Annotated in this window: 16 protein-coding genes; 11 read left to right on the top strand and 5 right to left on the bottom strand. The window is 57.8% G+C overall.

What is annotated here, in order from left to right:
• Positions 1-13: 13 nt before the first annotated feature.
• From PRI8871_RS06745 to PRI8871_RS06730, 4 genes are read left to right on the top strand one after another with little or no spacing between them, the layout of a single operon-like run.
• On the top strand, positions 14-961 hold the full coding sequence (locus PRI8871_RS06745; protein WP_245897789.1) for a DUF1932 domain-containing protein: 948 nt from the start codon (positions 14-16) through the stop codon (positions 959-961).
• Positions 962-985: 24 nt separating this feature from the next.
• The gene (gene ligA / locus PRI8871_RS06740) at positions 986-1,390 is read left to right on the top strand and encodes a protocatechuate 4,5-dioxygenase subunit alpha (protein ID WP_108885431.1); all 405 of its coding nucleotides are present in this window, start codon (positions 986-988) and stop codon (positions 1,388-1,390) included.
• The gene (locus PRI8871_RS06735) at positions 1,390-2,244 is read left to right on the top strand and encodes a class III extradiol dioxygenase subunit beta (protein ID WP_108885430.1); all 855 of its coding nucleotides are present in this window, start codon (positions 1,390-1,392) and stop codon (positions 2,242-2,244) included. Before ligA ends, PRI8871_RS06735 begins: the two co-directional genes overlap by 1 nt.
• Before the next feature lie 12 nt (positions 2,245-2,256).
• On the top strand, positions 2,257-3,201 hold the full coding sequence (locus PRI8871_RS06730) for a Gfo/Idh/MocA family oxidoreductase (protein ID WP_108885429.1): 945 nt from the start codon (positions 2,257-2,259) through the stop codon (positions 3,199-3,201).
• A 56-nt stretch (positions 3,202-3,257) separates the two neighbouring features.
• Here PRI8871_RS06730 and PRI8871_RS06725 read toward each other — a convergent pair whose 3' ends face one another.
• The 3 genes from PRI8871_RS06725 to PRI8871_RS19540 are packed head-to-tail and all read right to left on the bottom strand — an operon-like array spanning position 3,258 to position 5,723.
• Positions 3,258-4,925, bottom strand: a complete 1,668-nt coding sequence (locus PRI8871_RS06725; RefSeq protein WP_146188661.1) for a sensor histidine kinase — start codon at positions 4,923-4,925, stop codon at positions 3,258-3,260.
• 59 nt (positions 4,926-4,984) lie between these two features.
• A complete protein-coding gene (locus PRI8871_RS06720) occupies positions 4,985-5,566 on the bottom strand; it encodes an RNA polymerase sigma factor (protein WP_108885427.1) in 582 nt (193 codons plus the stop codon).
• Positions 5,556-5,723, bottom strand: coding sequence for a NepR family anti-sigma factor (locus PRI8871_RS19540; protein WP_181389398.1), 168 nt, complete (start codon positions 5,721-5,723; stop codon positions 5,556-5,558). Before PRI8871_RS19540 ends, PRI8871_RS06720 begins: the two co-directional genes overlap by 11 nt.
• A gap of 102 nt (positions 5,724-5,825) precedes the next feature.
• On the opposite strand from PRI8871_RS19540, the gene PRI8871_RS06715 reads away from it, so the two are divergent.
• A complete protein-coding gene (locus tag PRI8871_RS06715) occupies positions 5,826-6,638 on the top strand; it encodes a response regulator (RefSeq protein ID WP_108885426.1) in 813 nt (270 codons plus the stop codon).
• Between the two features lie 69 nt (positions 6,639-6,707).
• Here PRI8871_RS06715 and PRI8871_RS06710 read toward each other — a convergent pair whose 3' ends face one another.
• Complete coding sequence (locus PRI8871_RS06710) at positions 6,708-6,884, bottom strand: DUF1328 domain-containing protein (protein WP_108885425.1); 177 nt, start codon at positions 6,882-6,884, stop codon at positions 6,708-6,710.
• Positions 6,885-7,055: 171 nt separating this feature from the next.
• Here PRI8871_RS06710 and PRI8871_RS06705 point away from each other — a divergent pair, with 171 nt between their 5' ends.
• The 3 genes from PRI8871_RS06705 to PRI8871_RS06695 all read left to right on the top strand — a co-directional run bounded on the left by PRI8871_RS06705 (position 7,056) and on the right by PRI8871_RS06695 (position 8,095).
• On the top strand, positions 7,056-7,388 hold the full coding sequence (locus tag PRI8871_RS06705) for an ElaB/YgaM/YqjD family protein (RefSeq protein ID WP_108885424.1): 333 nt from the start codon (positions 7,056-7,058) through the stop codon (positions 7,386-7,388).
• 71 nt (positions 7,389-7,459) lie between these two features.
• Positions 7,460-7,723, top strand: coding sequence for a hypothetical protein (locus tag PRI8871_RS06700; RefSeq protein WP_108885423.1), 264 nt, complete (start codon positions 7,460-7,462; stop codon positions 7,721-7,723).
• Between the two features lie 21 nt (positions 7,724-7,744).
• On the top strand, positions 7,745-8,095 hold the full coding sequence (locus PRI8871_RS06695; RefSeq protein ID WP_108885422.1) for a hypothetical protein: 351 nt from the start codon (positions 7,745-7,747) through the stop codon (positions 8,093-8,095).
• Positions 8,096-8,099: 4 nt separating this feature from the next.
• Here PRI8871_RS06695 and PRI8871_RS06690 read toward each other — a convergent pair whose 3' ends face one another.
• On the bottom strand, positions 8,100-8,705 hold the full coding sequence (locus PRI8871_RS06690) for a response regulator transcription factor (RefSeq protein WP_108885421.1): 606 nt from the start codon (positions 8,703-8,705) through the stop codon (positions 8,100-8,102).
• A 200-nt stretch (positions 8,706-8,905) separates the two neighbouring features.
• Between PRI8871_RS06690 and PRI8871_RS06685 the strand changes: the two genes are divergently transcribed.
• The 3 genes from PRI8871_RS06685 to nusA all read left to right on the top strand — a co-directional run bounded on the left by PRI8871_RS06685 (position 8,906) and on the right by nusA (position 13,842).
• The gene (locus PRI8871_RS06685) at positions 8,906-11,539 is read left to right on the top strand and encodes a hybrid sensor histidine kinase/response regulator (protein ID WP_181389397.1); all 2,634 of its coding nucleotides are present in this window, start codon (positions 8,906-8,908) and stop codon (positions 11,537-11,539) included.
• A 96-nt stretch (positions 11,540-11,635) separates the two neighbouring features.
• The gene (gene rimP, locus PRI8871_RS06680; RefSeq protein WP_108885419.1) at positions 11,636-12,217 is read left to right on the top strand and encodes a ribosome maturation factor RimP; all 582 of its coding nucleotides are present in this window, start codon (positions 11,636-11,638) and stop codon (positions 12,215-12,217) included.
• 5 nt (positions 12,218-12,222) lie between these two features.
• The gene (gene nusA / locus PRI8871_RS06675; protein ID WP_108885418.1) at positions 12,223-13,842 is read left to right on the top strand and encodes a transcription termination factor NusA; all 1,620 of its coding nucleotides are present in this window, start codon (positions 12,223-12,225) and stop codon (positions 13,840-13,842) included.
• Position 13,843: the final 1 nt, after the last annotated feature.

The raw sequence follows: 13,843 nt of genomic DNA, 5'->3' as shown, positions 1-13,843 counted from the left end.
CCGACCGTTTGAATTGGGTCTTTCGCCCCCCCAGCCCTTAGGTATTTGCAATCACCAAGGAGGCAGGCCCCTGTCACGTAACGCGCTCGATATCGGCTTTATTGGCTTCGGCGAAGCTGGGCAGGCATTCCTGTCCGGGCTGCGCGAGGAGAATGCGGGCCTGACCGTCGGGGCCTACGACATCAAGACCGATGATGATGCCACCAAGGCCGCAAAACTGGCGGATTATGCCGGTCACGATGTGCAGGCATTGACCTGCGCTGCCGAGGCCGCGAGCGCCCAGATCGTCTTTTGCACCGTGACGGCGGATCAGGCCGAACTGGCCGCCCAAGCCGCCGCCGCATCAGTGCTGAACGGCGGGCTGTTTCTGGATTGCAATTCCTGTGCGCCCGGCGCGAAACGTCGCTCGGCCACGGTGATCGAAGCCGCGGGCGGGCGCTACGTCGATGCGGCCGTCATGGCCCCGGTGCACCCTGCGCTGCACAAGACGCCGTTTCTGCTGTCCGGCCCGCATGCGGATGTTGCCGCCGAAACGCTGACCGCACTTGGCATGGTCACAACCATCGCCGACGATCAGATCGGCACGGCATCGACGCGCAAAATGCTGCGATCTGTTATCATGAAGGGGCTAGAGGCGCTGGTGCTGGAATCGGTTTTGGCCGCGCGCAAGGCCGGGGTCGAAGACGATGTCCTGGCCTCGCTTGACGCGACCTATCCCGGTTTCGACTGGCCCGCCAAGGCCGCCTATATGATGGAACGTGTCACCACCCACGGCAAGCGCCGCGCCGCCGAAATGCGCGAAGTGGCCCGCACCGTCGAAGACCTGGGCTTTGATCCACGCATGAGCCGCGCCATCGTGGACTGGCAGCACCAAATCGGAATGCTGGGCCTGCCGCCCGGCGACAACAACCACCACGCCCGCGCCGACGCCATACTGAAGGCACTGGGACAACTGGACTAAAGACCTGCGAACAGGAGCAACCAAATGGCAATCAAGAAAGACTACGAGGACATTCCGGGGACGTTCGTCTTCGATGCCGATCGTGGCCGGGAGGGGTATCACCTCAACCAGTTCTGCATCTCGCTGCGGCTTCAGAAGAACCGCGACGCGTTCAATGCAGATGAAGAAGCCTATCTCGACAATTGGCCGATGACGCCCGAACAGCGTGCCGCCGTGCTGCGCCGCGATTGGAACGGGCTGCTCGAACTGGGTGGCAACATCTACTACACCAGCAAACTGGCCGCGAATGACGGTATCAACTTCCAAAACCTCGCTGGCCTGATGACCGGCATGGGCGTGGAAGCGTACCGCGAAATGATGGTCAACGGCGGCCGCTCGATCGAGGGCAACCGCTATGCGTCGGAATGGGAAGGCAAGGAAGAAGAATAATGGCTAAGATTACTGCAGGCGTTGGCGTCAGCCACGTGCCCGCCATCGGCGTGGCAATGGACACCGGGATCACCGATCAACCCTACTGGCAGCCGGTTTTCAAAGGCTTTGAAAAATCGCGCGAGTGGATGAAGGAACAAAAGCCCGACGTTATTTTCCTTGTCTACAACGACCACTGCACCGCGTTCGATGCTTCGTGCATCCCGACGTTTGCCCTTGGCTGCGCGGCTGAATTCGTGCCCGCCGACGAAGGCTGGGGCCCGCGCCCTGTGCCGGTCGTGAAGAACCATCAAAAGCTGGCAAGCCACGTGGCTCAGTCGCTGATCCTGGATGAATTCGACATCACCATCATGAACGAGATGGAAGTCGACCACGGCCTGACCGTGCCGCTTTCGGTGATGTACGGCGAAGTTCCTCAGGATGGCGAATGGCCCGCGCTGGTTATCCCGCTGTGTGTGAACGTGGTTCAGTACCCCGCCCCCACCGGCAACCGCTGCTACAACCTTGGCAAAGCCATCCGCAAAGCCGTTGAAAGCTTTGACGAAGATCTGAACGTCGTGATCTTCGGCACCGGCGGCATGAGCCACCAGCTTCAGTACAAGCGCGCTGGCCTGATCAACCCCGAGTGGGACAATGCATTCCTTGATAAGCTGACCTCTGATCCGGTTGGCCTGTCCAAGATGCCCCACGTCGAATACCTGCGCGAAGCAGGCTCGGAAGGCGTTGAGATGGTCATGTGGCACGTGATGCGCGGCGCTTTGGATGACGATGTCACCGAAATTCACCGCCACTACCATGTCCCCGCCTCGAACACGGCGGTGGGTCATATCATTCTTGAAAACAAAGCAAAGTAAGAGGATCTCTTAATGCGCATTTGTGTTGCAGGCGCCTATGGCGCGTTCGGCATCAAACACCTTGATGCCCTGGCAGCCATTGAGGGCGTGACCGTCACTTCGGTGATGGGTCCGACCCAATCCAAGATCGACGCCCTTGCCGCAGAACGCGGCATCGGCCATGCCGCCACCTCGCTGGATGAATGCCTTGCCCGCGATGACGTGGACGCGGTCATTCTGGCAACCCCGACCCAGCTGCACGCCGAGCAGGCCATTGCCTGCATGAAGGCGGGCAAGCCGGTGCTGATCGAAATCCCGATGGCAGATTCGCTGGAAGATTCCGAAGCGATCTGCGCCGCGCAGAAAGAAACCGGCGTTCTGGCCATGGCTGGCCAAGTGCGCCGTTTCAACCCGTCGCACCAGTGGATCAAGAACAAGATCGACGCGGGCGAGTTGAAGGTTCAGCAGATGGACGTTCAGACCTACTTCTTCCGCCGTTCGAACATGAACGCCAAGGGCGAGCCGCGGTCGTGGACGGATCACTTGTTGTGGCACCACGCCTGCCACACCGTTGACCTGTTCCAGTACCAGACCGGCGAAACCGTATCGCAGGCGTTTGGCCTTGAAGGTCCGCACCATCCCGAACTGGGCATCGCCATGGACATGTCCATCGGCATGAAAACCCCCTCTGGCGCGATCTGCACCCTGTCGCTGTCGTTCAACAACGATGGCCCGCTGGGCACCTTCTTCCGCTACATCTGCGACAACGGCACCTACATCGCCCGTTATGACGATCTATTCGACGGCCGCGAAAACCCGATCGACCTGTCGGACGTGGCGGTTTCGAACAACGGGATCGAACTGATCGACCGCGAATTCATCGCCGCGATCAAAGAAGGCCGCGAACCCAACGGGTCGGTGCATGACGTGCTGGCTGCGATGAAGACCCTCGACAAGATCGAGCAGAGCTTCAACTGAGCAAACAAGGGCGCGCCACATCGGTGCGCCCTTACACTTTGGGCCTCCGCAACGCCTCAGGCCTCTTCGTCGTGAAACCCCGAGATTTGAAACGTGATCGAGACGCGGCATGCGCCGGGTTCGAACACTTCTTCCAGATGCCCTTCCATTTGCTGGGCAAAAGCCGCGATCAGTTTCCGCCCAAGCCCGCTTCCCGGTTCTGGCCGCGCCTGCTGCGCTCCGCCCAAACTGTTGGAAATCGTCAATTCGGCCCCCGCCCCCTGCATGCGTTTCAGCGACACCTTGATCCAAAGCCCGTGCACGGGATCAGGGCGCAAGTACTTCAAAGCGTTGGACAAAAGCTCTGAGGCGGCAAGGCTCATCGGGACGGCTTGATCGGGGTATAGCACAATCGGATCAAGATCATGTTCGATGCGAACATCGTTCTGGTCGCGCCCCGCGGTTTCCATGAATTGCGACACGATGGATTGTAGCAATTCATCGACGCGAACGCGTTCTTCGGTCGAGGTTTCGTAAAGCTTCTGATGCACCCGCGCGATGCTCATAACCCGGTTTTGGATGTCTGTCAGGGCTGACCGCGATTCATCGGAATCGGCCTTGCGCATCTTCATGTTCAGGATCGACGCGATCAGTTGAAGGTTGTTCTTAACCCTGTGGTGCACTTCCTTCAGCAACACGGTCTTTTCATGGATCACGTTATGAAGCTCGGCCTCATCACGCAGAACGCTGGTGGCGATCCGTTCCCATGTTTCGTCCATCTCAACCAGTTCGACGGGCCGCATCGGCAAATCTTGCGGCTCCAGAATGGACCTGTTTCGCGTGAACATCAGCATTCGGGCCCGCAAGTTCCGCATGGGACGGATCACCATGCGCTGCACGGCAAAGAACGCGACGCCAAGGCTGCATAGCCACATTGCCACCGGAAACAGCAACGAATTGACGATCCCGCCAACGCCGAACCACGCAAACGCGTCCTCTTTGGCGCGGGTGCCAAGCGCATAAACCGTCCCGTCGATGATCGGCACCGCCGCATAGATGCGCGCCTCACCATCCACCGTCGTTTCGGTAAAGGCCATGCGGCCAAACTTGGTCAGGTATTCCAGCGATTTTCCCTGCGGCAGAATTTCGACCAAATGCGCAAGATCCGCATTGCCTGTCAGGATTTCACCTTCGGAATTGAAGGTCAGAACGTCGAACCCTTCGTCATCCATTTGGCTGGGCAAAAGGTTGTCACGGTTGAAAAAATGTCCATGCCGGATAGAGACAGACACAAGCCCATCGTAGGTGTCGCCCTGAAAAACCGGAATCGCCACAACGACCGTGGGCACCTTCGAAATCGGCGCGTCCTTGATCACACTGACCCGGCGCGCTGGATCTGCGGCCATGTTTATAACAAACGGGTTCGACGACACATCCACGCCATTGCCCGCCGAGCCGCACTCAACAATCCCATCGCGATTTGTGTACCCAACAAAGGTCAGCGCCGGCGACAAGGTCAGGATTTCGCCCAGAAACGCCTCACAGCCGTCCGAGGTTTCAACAAGGCGCGGCAAGACGGCTGACACCGCCTCGACCACGCCAAGGGCCGTGCGGAACAGGGCAGACTCCTCCCCAGCCGCTTCTGCGGTTTGGGCAAGCAGGGTGGTTTCCAGCTTTCGGTTCGCCTCATCCAAAAGCAGCATGTTTTGGTTTACAGACAAAAGCCCAAGCGGAAGCAGAGCCACTGCAAGCAGGGCTCCGATCCGAAAGGTTAAGGTACGGCTTTTGTAACGAAGCGTTTTTATCAAGCGATGTTCTTTCGCACCGACAAGCCAGCCGTGATGACAGCAACAGTGGCATTGTCTGTCAATTCCATCGGCTCATCGTTGCTCATGTCCAGCAGTTCGACCAATTTGGCCCGGCCACGGTTCACGCGGCTTTTGATTGTTCCGATGGCCACGCCGCATGTTTCCGCCGCCTCTTCGTAGGTCAGCTCGGACGCGCCGATCAGGATCAATGCCTCGCGCTGTTCCAAAGGCAACAAGGCAAATGCCTTTTCAAAATCCTTCATGGCCAAGCGCCCGTCATGGCTGGGCTTTACCGACAAGGTCGCAGCAAACACGCCATCCACGTCTTCGACTTCGCGGTTGCTTTTGCGTTTGGCCGAATAGAACGTGTTGCGCAGAATGGTGAACAGCCATGCCCGCATGTTGGTGCCTTGCTGGAAACTGCCGAAATTCTTCCATGCCTTTACGATCGTGTCCTGCACCAGATCATCGGCCGCTGCCGAATTGCGCGTAAGGCTCATGGCGAAGGCCCGCATGCCTTGCAGGTGTTCCAGAATTTCGTCGCGTGGGTCTGCGGGACCGGGCACTTTACGCGTCATTCTCGGTGTCTCCGGCAATATCTTGCTCTTTCAATTGGGCAAGTAGGTCTAGAAACCTGTCCGGCACAGGCGCGTCTTCTTCCTCATTATGATACACTTTGCGTAGGTTCTCGTCGATCTGCCGCTCTAGCCGAGACCTTCTGTTTGAGTTGTCCATCCTAGCATCCCGCAATTTTTTACGATTTCTTTGCCTGTCACCGGAACCAACGCCGCTCGGGTGCGTTTGGTTCCAAGAAAAATTGATGATGAGGTCAAATAAATGCCGCAAGATACCGGGAAATCCTACCTGTCGTTGGCCGTTGCCGACCTGCTTCCCTATCTTCGCCGGTATGCCCGCGCTTTGACGGGCAGCCAAAAGACCGGCGACTCTTACGCCGCTGCGACGCTTGAGGCCCTACTGAGCGACCGCTCTGTTTTTGAAATGGGACTATCCAACAAAGTTGCCCTGTTCCGGTGTTTCCACACGATCTGGAGCAGCGCAGGCGCGCCGGTTGAAGTCGAAGAACACGGCATGGCGGAACGCGCACAGGGCCATTTGTCCAAACTGACCCCCAACACCCGCGAAGCGCTGCTTCTGCATACGGTTGAGGAATTCTCGATCAAGGATGTGTCCGATATCATGATTATCGACGAAGACGAAGCTGGCCACCTGATTGAAATCGCACGCCGCGAAATGGGTGATAGCATCTCTGGCCGGGTTCTGGTCATCGAAGACGAAGCGATCATCGCCATGGACCTTCAGGATATTGTCGCCGAGATGGGCCACTCGATCACGGGTGTTGCAAGAACCGCCGATAGCGCGGTCAAATTGGCAGGTATGGAACGCCCGGATCTGATCCTGTCCGACATCCAACTGGCTGATGGGTCGTCCGGGATCGATGCGGTCAATGACATCCTGAAAGCCGCAGGGGATATCCCGGTGATCTTCATCACCGCTTTCCCCGAACGCCTGCTGACCGGCGAACGGCCCGAACCTGCGTTTGTCATCACCAAGCCCTATTCCGAAGAGCAGGTCCAATCTGCCGTTAGCCAAGCGATGTTCTTTTCTTCGACCAAAGAACTGAGCCTTTGAAATTGCTGATCTGAACAAGCCAAGGGCGCCTTTCGGCGCCCTTTTGCGTTCTGTGTCACGTCGCTCTGTTTAGATGCGCGGGCTGCGTCCGCGAACCGCACCAGCGACCGCCGCGATCACAAACAGGATCAGGAACAGGAAGAACAGAACCTGTGCGATACCGGCCGACGCCGACGCAATACCGCCAAAGCCAAACAAAGCCGCAATCAGCGCGACAATCAGAAAAGTAACAGCCCAACCAAGCATAATAGCCTCCAATACAAGTGCCTAAGGAATGCGCCTTCATTCGGCGCGATCTGGAAAAACAACGTGCGCCGGGCCAAAAAAGTTCCGGCCATATTTTGACATTTCAAATGAAACCAATTTCGACCTGCCGCGTTTAATTGACAAGCCTTTTGGTAAATCAGGAGAATAAACATGGCTCGTACAGCGACATCAATCGCAAATGGCAAAGACGTTTCGGCCCAGGATGTCGAAGCCCAGATTGCAACGCTCAAGTCCGACATTTCGGAGCTGACCAAGGTAATTGCCGAACTGGGCAAATCACGGTCTACCGAGGTCGCAGCACAAGCGCGTCAAAACGCCGACGCGCTGGTCGCAAAGGGAAATGAGGTTCTGGCATCGGCCAAGACCACGGCGCAGGACGCAGCCCAAAAGACCGAAACCGCAATCAAGGAAAATCCGGGAACTGCGGTCGCCATCGCCACAGGCCTTGGGTTTCTGGCCGGTATTCTGGCGACCCGTCGATAATGTTTGACCGCATGAAAAATGCTGCGAAATCAACGCTCCGAAGGACAGCCTTCGGAGCAGCGGCCACTGTCATGCTGGCGGTCGGACTGGGGTTTCTAACCGCCGCGGCCTTCATTGCGCTGACCGTCTCAGCGGGCGTTATCACGGCCTGCGTCGTGCTTGGTACGGCTTATGCAGGAGGTGGGCTGATACTGGCTGCCTTCGCAGCGGCGTCACATAAACACAGGCCCGCAACACAGCCGACACACACCGCCGCAGCGGATTGGACCGGCCTCGCCGCCGCCTTTGCCCAAGGCTATGGCGCGGGGTCATCGGTCAAACACAGGCGGCACTGAAACGGACGGAAAGGATATGGGATGTTGAACGCTCTGCTGGCCATTATTACCGCGCTGCACCTGCATCCCAGTCCTGAACCGTCCAAGCTGCAAACGACAGGAACGGCGGTCTCCTATGTCCCAGATCAACTGATGAATTTCGAATATCTTAATTTGGACGCCTTGTTAGACGCACCCGTTTTTGACGCAGGACAATCCCGGATCGGCTATATCTCCGAAATCGTCATTGCGCCAAACGGCGATGTGACCGGATTGATCGTATCCGAATTCGCGCTTTTCCCGTTTCTTGGCAGAACCAGAGAATTGAACGACGGAGCCTACCGGCTTCAAATCGTCGGCGCGTCAGAAATGGTGGTGCACGCCCAGCTTTAGACCGTCAGACCAAACACCTGTCACGGGCGATCATCGCCGCATGCGTCCGGTTACGTGCCCCGAGCTTTCGGCTCAGCGTCTTGGCGTGCAGTTTGACCGTCACTTCCTGCAACCCGTAATCCTGCGCGATTTCCTTGTTCGACTTGCCCGCGCAGATGCCGCGCAACACGTCCAATTCGCGGCGCGTTAGCTGCGGATGGTCACCGTTCTGATCAGTGCCACGCATGAATTCGAACGGGGCGTATACTTCGCCGGACAGCATGAACCGGGCGGCCGAGATCAACGCTTTGGCGCTCAGGGTCTTGGGAATGAACCCGCTGGCCCCTGCGGCCAAAGCCGCCTGCGCCACATCTCTGGATGCCGAGCCAGACAGAATGGCAACCGGCTTGCCCTGATTGGCCTTTATCATCCGATCAAGGCCCGACAAGCCGTTCATACCGGGCATGTTGTAGTCCAGAAACACCAGGTCAAAAGCGCCTTCCGACACGGTGCGGGCGATCGCCTCATCTAAATTTGGCACGGTGCTGACGCTTTCGAATCCGCCAGAGGACAGATAGGCCGCAACGGTATCGCGCACCAAATCGTGGTCGTCTGCAATCAAAAGTCTCATTCAATCAGCATCCTATCAATAATCGGCGCCCCGTCGGACGGTCGCCCAGCCACTGAAAACAACCAAAACAATATTTCCGTCGCACCATTCGTAGACTCAACCAACCTTGGACAAAATACGGTCTATCTAAAGATAGTTCTATCCAGATTGAGAATTTACTCCATAAAATAGCCTTACGGTGGCGTTAAATGTTAGGTCGCATGGCTAAAACGTTTATTCTTGGTCCCATCAACTCAGTTCGAGCGATCTTTCCTGCCGGTCGGGTCGCACAGCGGTTGGCGGTGGTGTTTGCATCCGGTGTGATCTTGGTCACGTTGGGCCTGTTTGGCGTAGATCTTCGCCGCGACTTTCGGCAGCTGGAATCCGCCAATTCGGACAACATCCTTTGGGTTCTGTCCCAAACCGAGATCGAAATCACCAGCCTAGAGATGACCTTGCAGGTCGCGCTCACGCAGGATGAGCCAAATCTGAATGAGATCCGCAAAAGATTTGACATCCTGTACAGCCGGGTTGAAACCCTGTCGATCAGCGAACCTTACGCCGATCTGCGGCAGGAACGCCGGGTTGAACCAAACCTGGCCGCGCTGAATGCCTTCATCGACAAAAATGTGACGCTAATCGACAGCCCCGACGAAACGCTGCTTGCGCGACTGCCCGATCTGGCGGCGGACACCCAAACGGCACGTCAGTTGATCCGGGGCATCACCGCCGTCGGCATTCAGTCCTTTTCGATAGACGCCGCCGAACGACGAGACAGCCTGCTTCAGACCATTGTACGCCTGACGACCCTATTGGCCGCGCTGGTTCTGGTGCTCGTCGGAACGATTGTCCTGCTGATCCGCCTGAACCGCGCGATGCGGCGCAGTGCGCTGGCTCAGCGGCTGATCAGCGACCGGATGGAGTCGATTGTTGCCACGTCCCTTGACGCCGTGATCGTGATCGACCGCGACGGCCATATTATCGTGTTCAACGATGCCGCTTCGAAAATATTTGGCTACTCGCGCGCCGAAGCGATGGGGGCCGAAATGTCCGATTTGCTGATCCCGGATAAATTCAAAGCGGCCCACGTGGCGGGCATGTCGCGTTATCGTAAAACCGGCAAACGTCATGTCATTGGCAAAGGGATCGTCCAGCTTGAGGGTCGGCGCAAGGATGGGTCGATCTTTCCGGTCGATCTGACCCTGTCGCGCGCCCATACCGTGACCGGAGAGATCTTCGTCAGTTTCATCCGTGATATCTCGGATCGGGTACAGGCCGAAAACGACCTGCGCCAAGCCCGCGACAAGGCGATTGCTGGCGAGAAATCCAAAGCCGAACTTCTGGCGGTCATGAGCCATGAAATGCGCACGCCGCTGAACGGGCTGCTGGGCACACTAGAGCTGATCAATTTCGAAGAATTGCCGCCCAAACACCGCGCTTTCATGGAGATTATCCGCAAGTCCGGCAAGCTGCTGCTAGGCCATGTGAATGATGTGCTAGAGATTTCGCGGCTGGACGTGGGCAAGGTCGTTCTGAACAAACAATCCTTCGATCTGGTCGAGCTGATGGAGGATGTGATCGCAACGCAGACCGGGCGGGCCCGTGCGGGTGGCACTGAACTGGTTCTGGCACCGCCCCACCCCGATCTGCACCATGTTTATTCTGATCCCCACCGCCTGCAACAGGTGCTGCTGAACCTGATCGGCAACGCAATCAAGTTCACCCGCAATGGCCGCGTCACGCTTGAGGCGGAGTGCCTTCAGGGCCGCGACGAGGTGATGATTCGGGTGATCGACACCGGTATTGGCATCCCCGAAGAAGACCAAGAGCGGATATTTGGCGATTTTGAAACCATCGACACCGCCTATTCCCGAAGCAACAGCGGCACGGGTCTTGGTCTGGGGATTTCAAAGCGCCTGACCACCTTGCTTGGCGGCACAATCGGGGTTGAGAGCGAACCGGGCGAAGGCAGTGTGTTTTGGATCACCCTTCCGCTAATGCCCCCCGAGGATGAGGTCATCTGCCCGGTCACTCTGCCGCAACCAACCGAAGCGCTGACACCGATCATTGACCCGATAACGGTGCTGGTGGTAGAGGACAACGAAATCAACCGCTTTGTCGCCCGGTCGATCCTCGAACAAGAAGGCCATACCGTGATCGAGGCGCATGACGGCGCCGCCGGGATTGCCGCCGCCCAGGCCAATGACGTGGATTTGATCCTCATGGACATTTCCATGCCGGGCATGGACGGGCTGCAAGCAACACGGGCCATCCGCAAATTGAACTGCGCATCGGCCCTCGCGCCGGTTGTAGCGACCACGGCGCATGCCTTTCCCGATGAAATTGCTGCATTCCGCGATGCAGGCATGAACGACGTACTGGCCAAGCCCTTGTCGCGGGCAACCTTGCGCAAAATCCTTGCCGACACGTCTGATGGGTCGTCTCTCAGTGATCCGGCCCCAACCGCCCCCGCCAAAGCCGAACTTTTGGACGAAGAGCGACTGGAGGAAATCCGCGACGAACTGCCAGAAGAGATCTTGAATTCAACCATGATCCGGTTTGAACAAGATGCCACGGATTTCTTTGCGACCCTGCCCGACGAATTGGATGAACCCTTGGCCGTTCAGGACATCACAAAAGAAGCGCATAAACTGGCAGGCACGGCGGCGGTGTTCGGGGCCAAGCGATTCCGTCAAAGCCTGAACGATCTGGAATTAAAAGCCGACCAGTTGGACCCGGCGGCGCTCAGGGCGCAATTGCAAGACCTGAAAGAATGCTGGGCCGACACATTGGAAGCAATGGAAAAACATCCCCGATTTGTCACGCAGAGAGTTGACGCTTGCGAAGACAGCTGAACTGGGCTATACGCCCCTCAACAGCGGCGCGCGGGAAACCACGCTCCACCGGATAATGCAACGGGCCGCGCGCCCGTTTTTTTGTGTTTGGACAATATGACCGATCTGATCGCCAAAGCCGCAATGGACCGCCGTCTGGCGGAAATCGTCGGCCCCGTCATCGAAGACATGGGGTTCGAACTCGTGCGCATCCGCCTGATGGGCGGCAATACCCCAACGCTGCAAATCATGGCCGAACGGCCCGGCGGCGGCATCGAAGTGGATGAATGTGCCGACATCAGCAACGCCGTCAGCGCCGTGCTGGACGTCGAAGACCCGATCCTCGACACCTACACGCTTGAAGTGTCCAGCCCCGGCATCGACCGCCCTCTGACCCGCCTGAAAGACTTCGACACATTCGAAGGCTATGAGGCCAAGGTTGAAACCGCCGAACTGATCGACGGCCGCAAGCGGTTTCGTGGGATCTTGGCTGGGATCGAAGAGGATGAGATTCTGATCAACATCGAAGATCAGGGCCAAGACGTCACGGTCGGCTTGAAATTCGAATGGTTGAGCGAAGCCAAGCTTGTCCTGACGGACGAACTGATCCGCCTAATGCTGAAGGCGCGCAAAGACGACACGCCGGATAAAACCAAGTTTGACGATGTAATCGAGGCCGAAGGCCAGGACGAGGAGTAACGACAATGGCAATTACCTCCGCAAACCAGCTGGAGCTGCTACAGACCGCTGAGGCCGTCGCCCGCGAAAAGATGATCGACCCCGGTCTGGTCGTCGAAGCGATGGAAGAAAGCCTCGCCCGCGCCGCCAAGAGCCGCTACGGCTCCGAGATGGACATTCGCGTCAAGATCGACCGCAAAACCGGCCGAGCGACCTTTACCCGCGTGCGCACCGTGGTTGCCGACGAAGATCTGGAAAACTACCAGGCCGAAATGACGGTTGATACCGCCAAGCAATACATGGCCAACCCCGAAGTGGGTGATCAGTTCGTCGAAGAAGTCCCGCCCGTCGATCTGGGCCGCATCGCTGCCCAATCGGCCAAGCAGGTGATTCTGCAAAAGGTCCGTGAGGCCGAGCGTGATCGTCAGTATGACGAATTCATCGACCGCAAAGGCACCATCATCAATGGCGTCGTGAAGCGCGAAGAATATGGCAACGTGATCGTTGACGTAGGTCGCGGCGAAGCCATCCTGCGCCGCAACGAAAAGATCGGCCGCGAAAGCTATCGCCCGAACGACCGCATCCGCTGCTACATCAAGGACGTGCGCCGCGAAACCCGTGGTCCGCAGATCTTCCTGTCGCGCACCGCGCCGGAATTCATGTCCGAACTGTTCAAGATGGAAGTGCCGGAAATCTATGACGGCATCATCGAGATCAAGGCCGTAGCCCGTGACCCAGGTTCGCGCGCCAAGATCGCCGTTGTGTCCTTTGACGGCTCGATCGACCCGGTCGGCGCCTGCGTTGGTATGCGCGGCAGCCGTGTTCAGGCCGTTGTGAACGAACTTCAGGGCGAAAAGATCGACATCATCCCGTGGAACGAAGATGTGCCGACCTTCCTTGTGAACGCGCTGCAGCCCGCCGAAGTGTCGAAAGTGGTTCTGGACGAAGACGCCGAGCGTATCGAAGTCGTGGTTCCTGACGAACAACTGTCGCTGGCCATTGGTCGCCGCGGTCAGAACGTGCGTCTGGCCTCGCAGCTGACCGCGCTCGACATCGACATCATGACCGAAAGCGATGATTCGGCCCGCCGTCAGAAGGAATTCGAAGAACGCACCAAGCTGTTCATGGACACGCTGGACCTTGATGAATTCTTCGCTCAGCTGCTGGTTTCGGAAGGGTTCACCAACCTCGAAGAAGTCGCCTATGTCGAACTGGATGAACTGCTGGTTATCGACGGCGTCGACGAAAGCACTGCGGACGAGCTACAAACCCGTGCCCGCGAATTCCTGGAAGAACAGGCCCGCAAAGCACTGGAAGCGGCCCGCGAACTGGGCGCTGAGGACAGCCTTATTGAATTTGACGGCCTGACACCCCAAATGGTGGAAGCGCTGGCAAAGGATGGCATCAAGACGCTGGAAGACTTCGCCACCTGCGCCGATTGGGAACTGGCTGGCGGCTGGACCACGGTAAACGGCGAACGCTCCAAGGATGACGGCCTGCTGGAAGAATTTGACGTCTCGCTCGAAGAGGCGCAAAATCTGGTCATGACAGCCCGTATTCTGCTGGGCTGGGTCGACCCCGAGGAACTGGCGGCAGACGCCGAAGAAGACGTAGACGCCGACGAAGAAGACGGCGAAGACGTCTGAT

The organism is Pseudoprimorskyibacter insulae, from assembly GCF_900302505.1.
Lineage (GTDB): Bacteria > Pseudomonadota > Alphaproteobacteria > Rhodobacterales > Rhodobacteraceae > Pseudoprimorskyibacter > Pseudoprimorskyibacter insulae.
This window is presented reverse-complemented; position numbering and strand designations above follow the sequence as displayed.

Excerpts from the sequence above, each read along its gene's own strand:
- ligA (WP_108885431.1), top strand. The coding sequence starts at position 986 with ATGGCAATCAAGAAAGACTACGAGGACATTCCGGGGACGTTCGTCTTC.
- PRI8871_RS06735 (WP_108885430.1), top strand. The coding sequence starts at position 1,390 with ATGGCTAAGATTACTGCAGGCGTTGGCGTCAGCCACGTGCCCGCCATC.
- PRI8871_RS06730 (WP_108885429.1), top strand. The coding sequence starts at position 2,257 with ATGCGCATTTGTGTTGCAGGCGCCTATGGCGCGTTCGGCATCAAACAC.
- PRI8871_RS06720 (WP_108885427.1), bottom strand. The coding sequence starts at position 5,566 with ATGACGCGTAAAGTGCCCGGTCCCGCAGACCCACGCGACGAAATTCTG.
- PRI8871_RS19540 (WP_181389398.1), bottom strand. The coding sequence starts at position 5,723 with ATGGACAACTCAAACAGAAGGTCTCGGCTAGAGCGGCAGATCGACGAG.
- PRI8871_RS06715 (WP_108885426.1), top strand. The coding sequence starts at position 5,826 with ATGCCGCAAGATACCGGGAAATCCTACCTGTCGTTGGCCGTTGCCGAC.
- PRI8871_RS06710 (WP_108885425.1), bottom strand. The coding sequence starts at position 6,884 with ATGCTTGGTTGGGCTGTTACTTTTCTGATTGTCGCGCTGATTGCGGCT.
- PRI8871_RS06705 (WP_108885424.1), top strand. The coding sequence starts at position 7,056 with ATGGCTCGTACAGCGACATCAATCGCAAATGGCAAAGACGTTTCGGCC.
- PRI8871_RS06700 (WP_108885423.1), top strand. The coding sequence starts at position 7,460 with ATGCTGGCGGTCGGACTGGGGTTTCTAACCGCCGCGGCCTTCATTGCG.
- PRI8871_RS06695 (WP_108885422.1), top strand. The coding sequence starts at position 7,745 with ATGTTGAACGCTCTGCTGGCCATTATTACCGCGCTGCACCTGCATCCC.
- PRI8871_RS06690 (WP_108885421.1), bottom strand. The coding sequence starts at position 8,705 with ATGAGACTTTTGATTGCAGACGACCACGATTTGGTGCGCGATACCGTT.
- PRI8871_RS06685 (WP_181389397.1), top strand. The coding sequence starts at position 8,906 with ATGGCTAAAACGTTTATTCTTGGTCCCATCAACTCAGTTCGAGCGATC.
- rimP (WP_108885419.1), top strand. The coding sequence starts at position 11,636 with ATGACCGATCTGATCGCCAAAGCCGCAATGGACCGCCGTCTGGCGGAA.
- nusA (WP_108885418.1), top strand. The coding sequence starts at position 12,223 with ATGGCAATTACCTCCGCAAACCAGCTGGAGCTGCTACAGACCGCTGAG.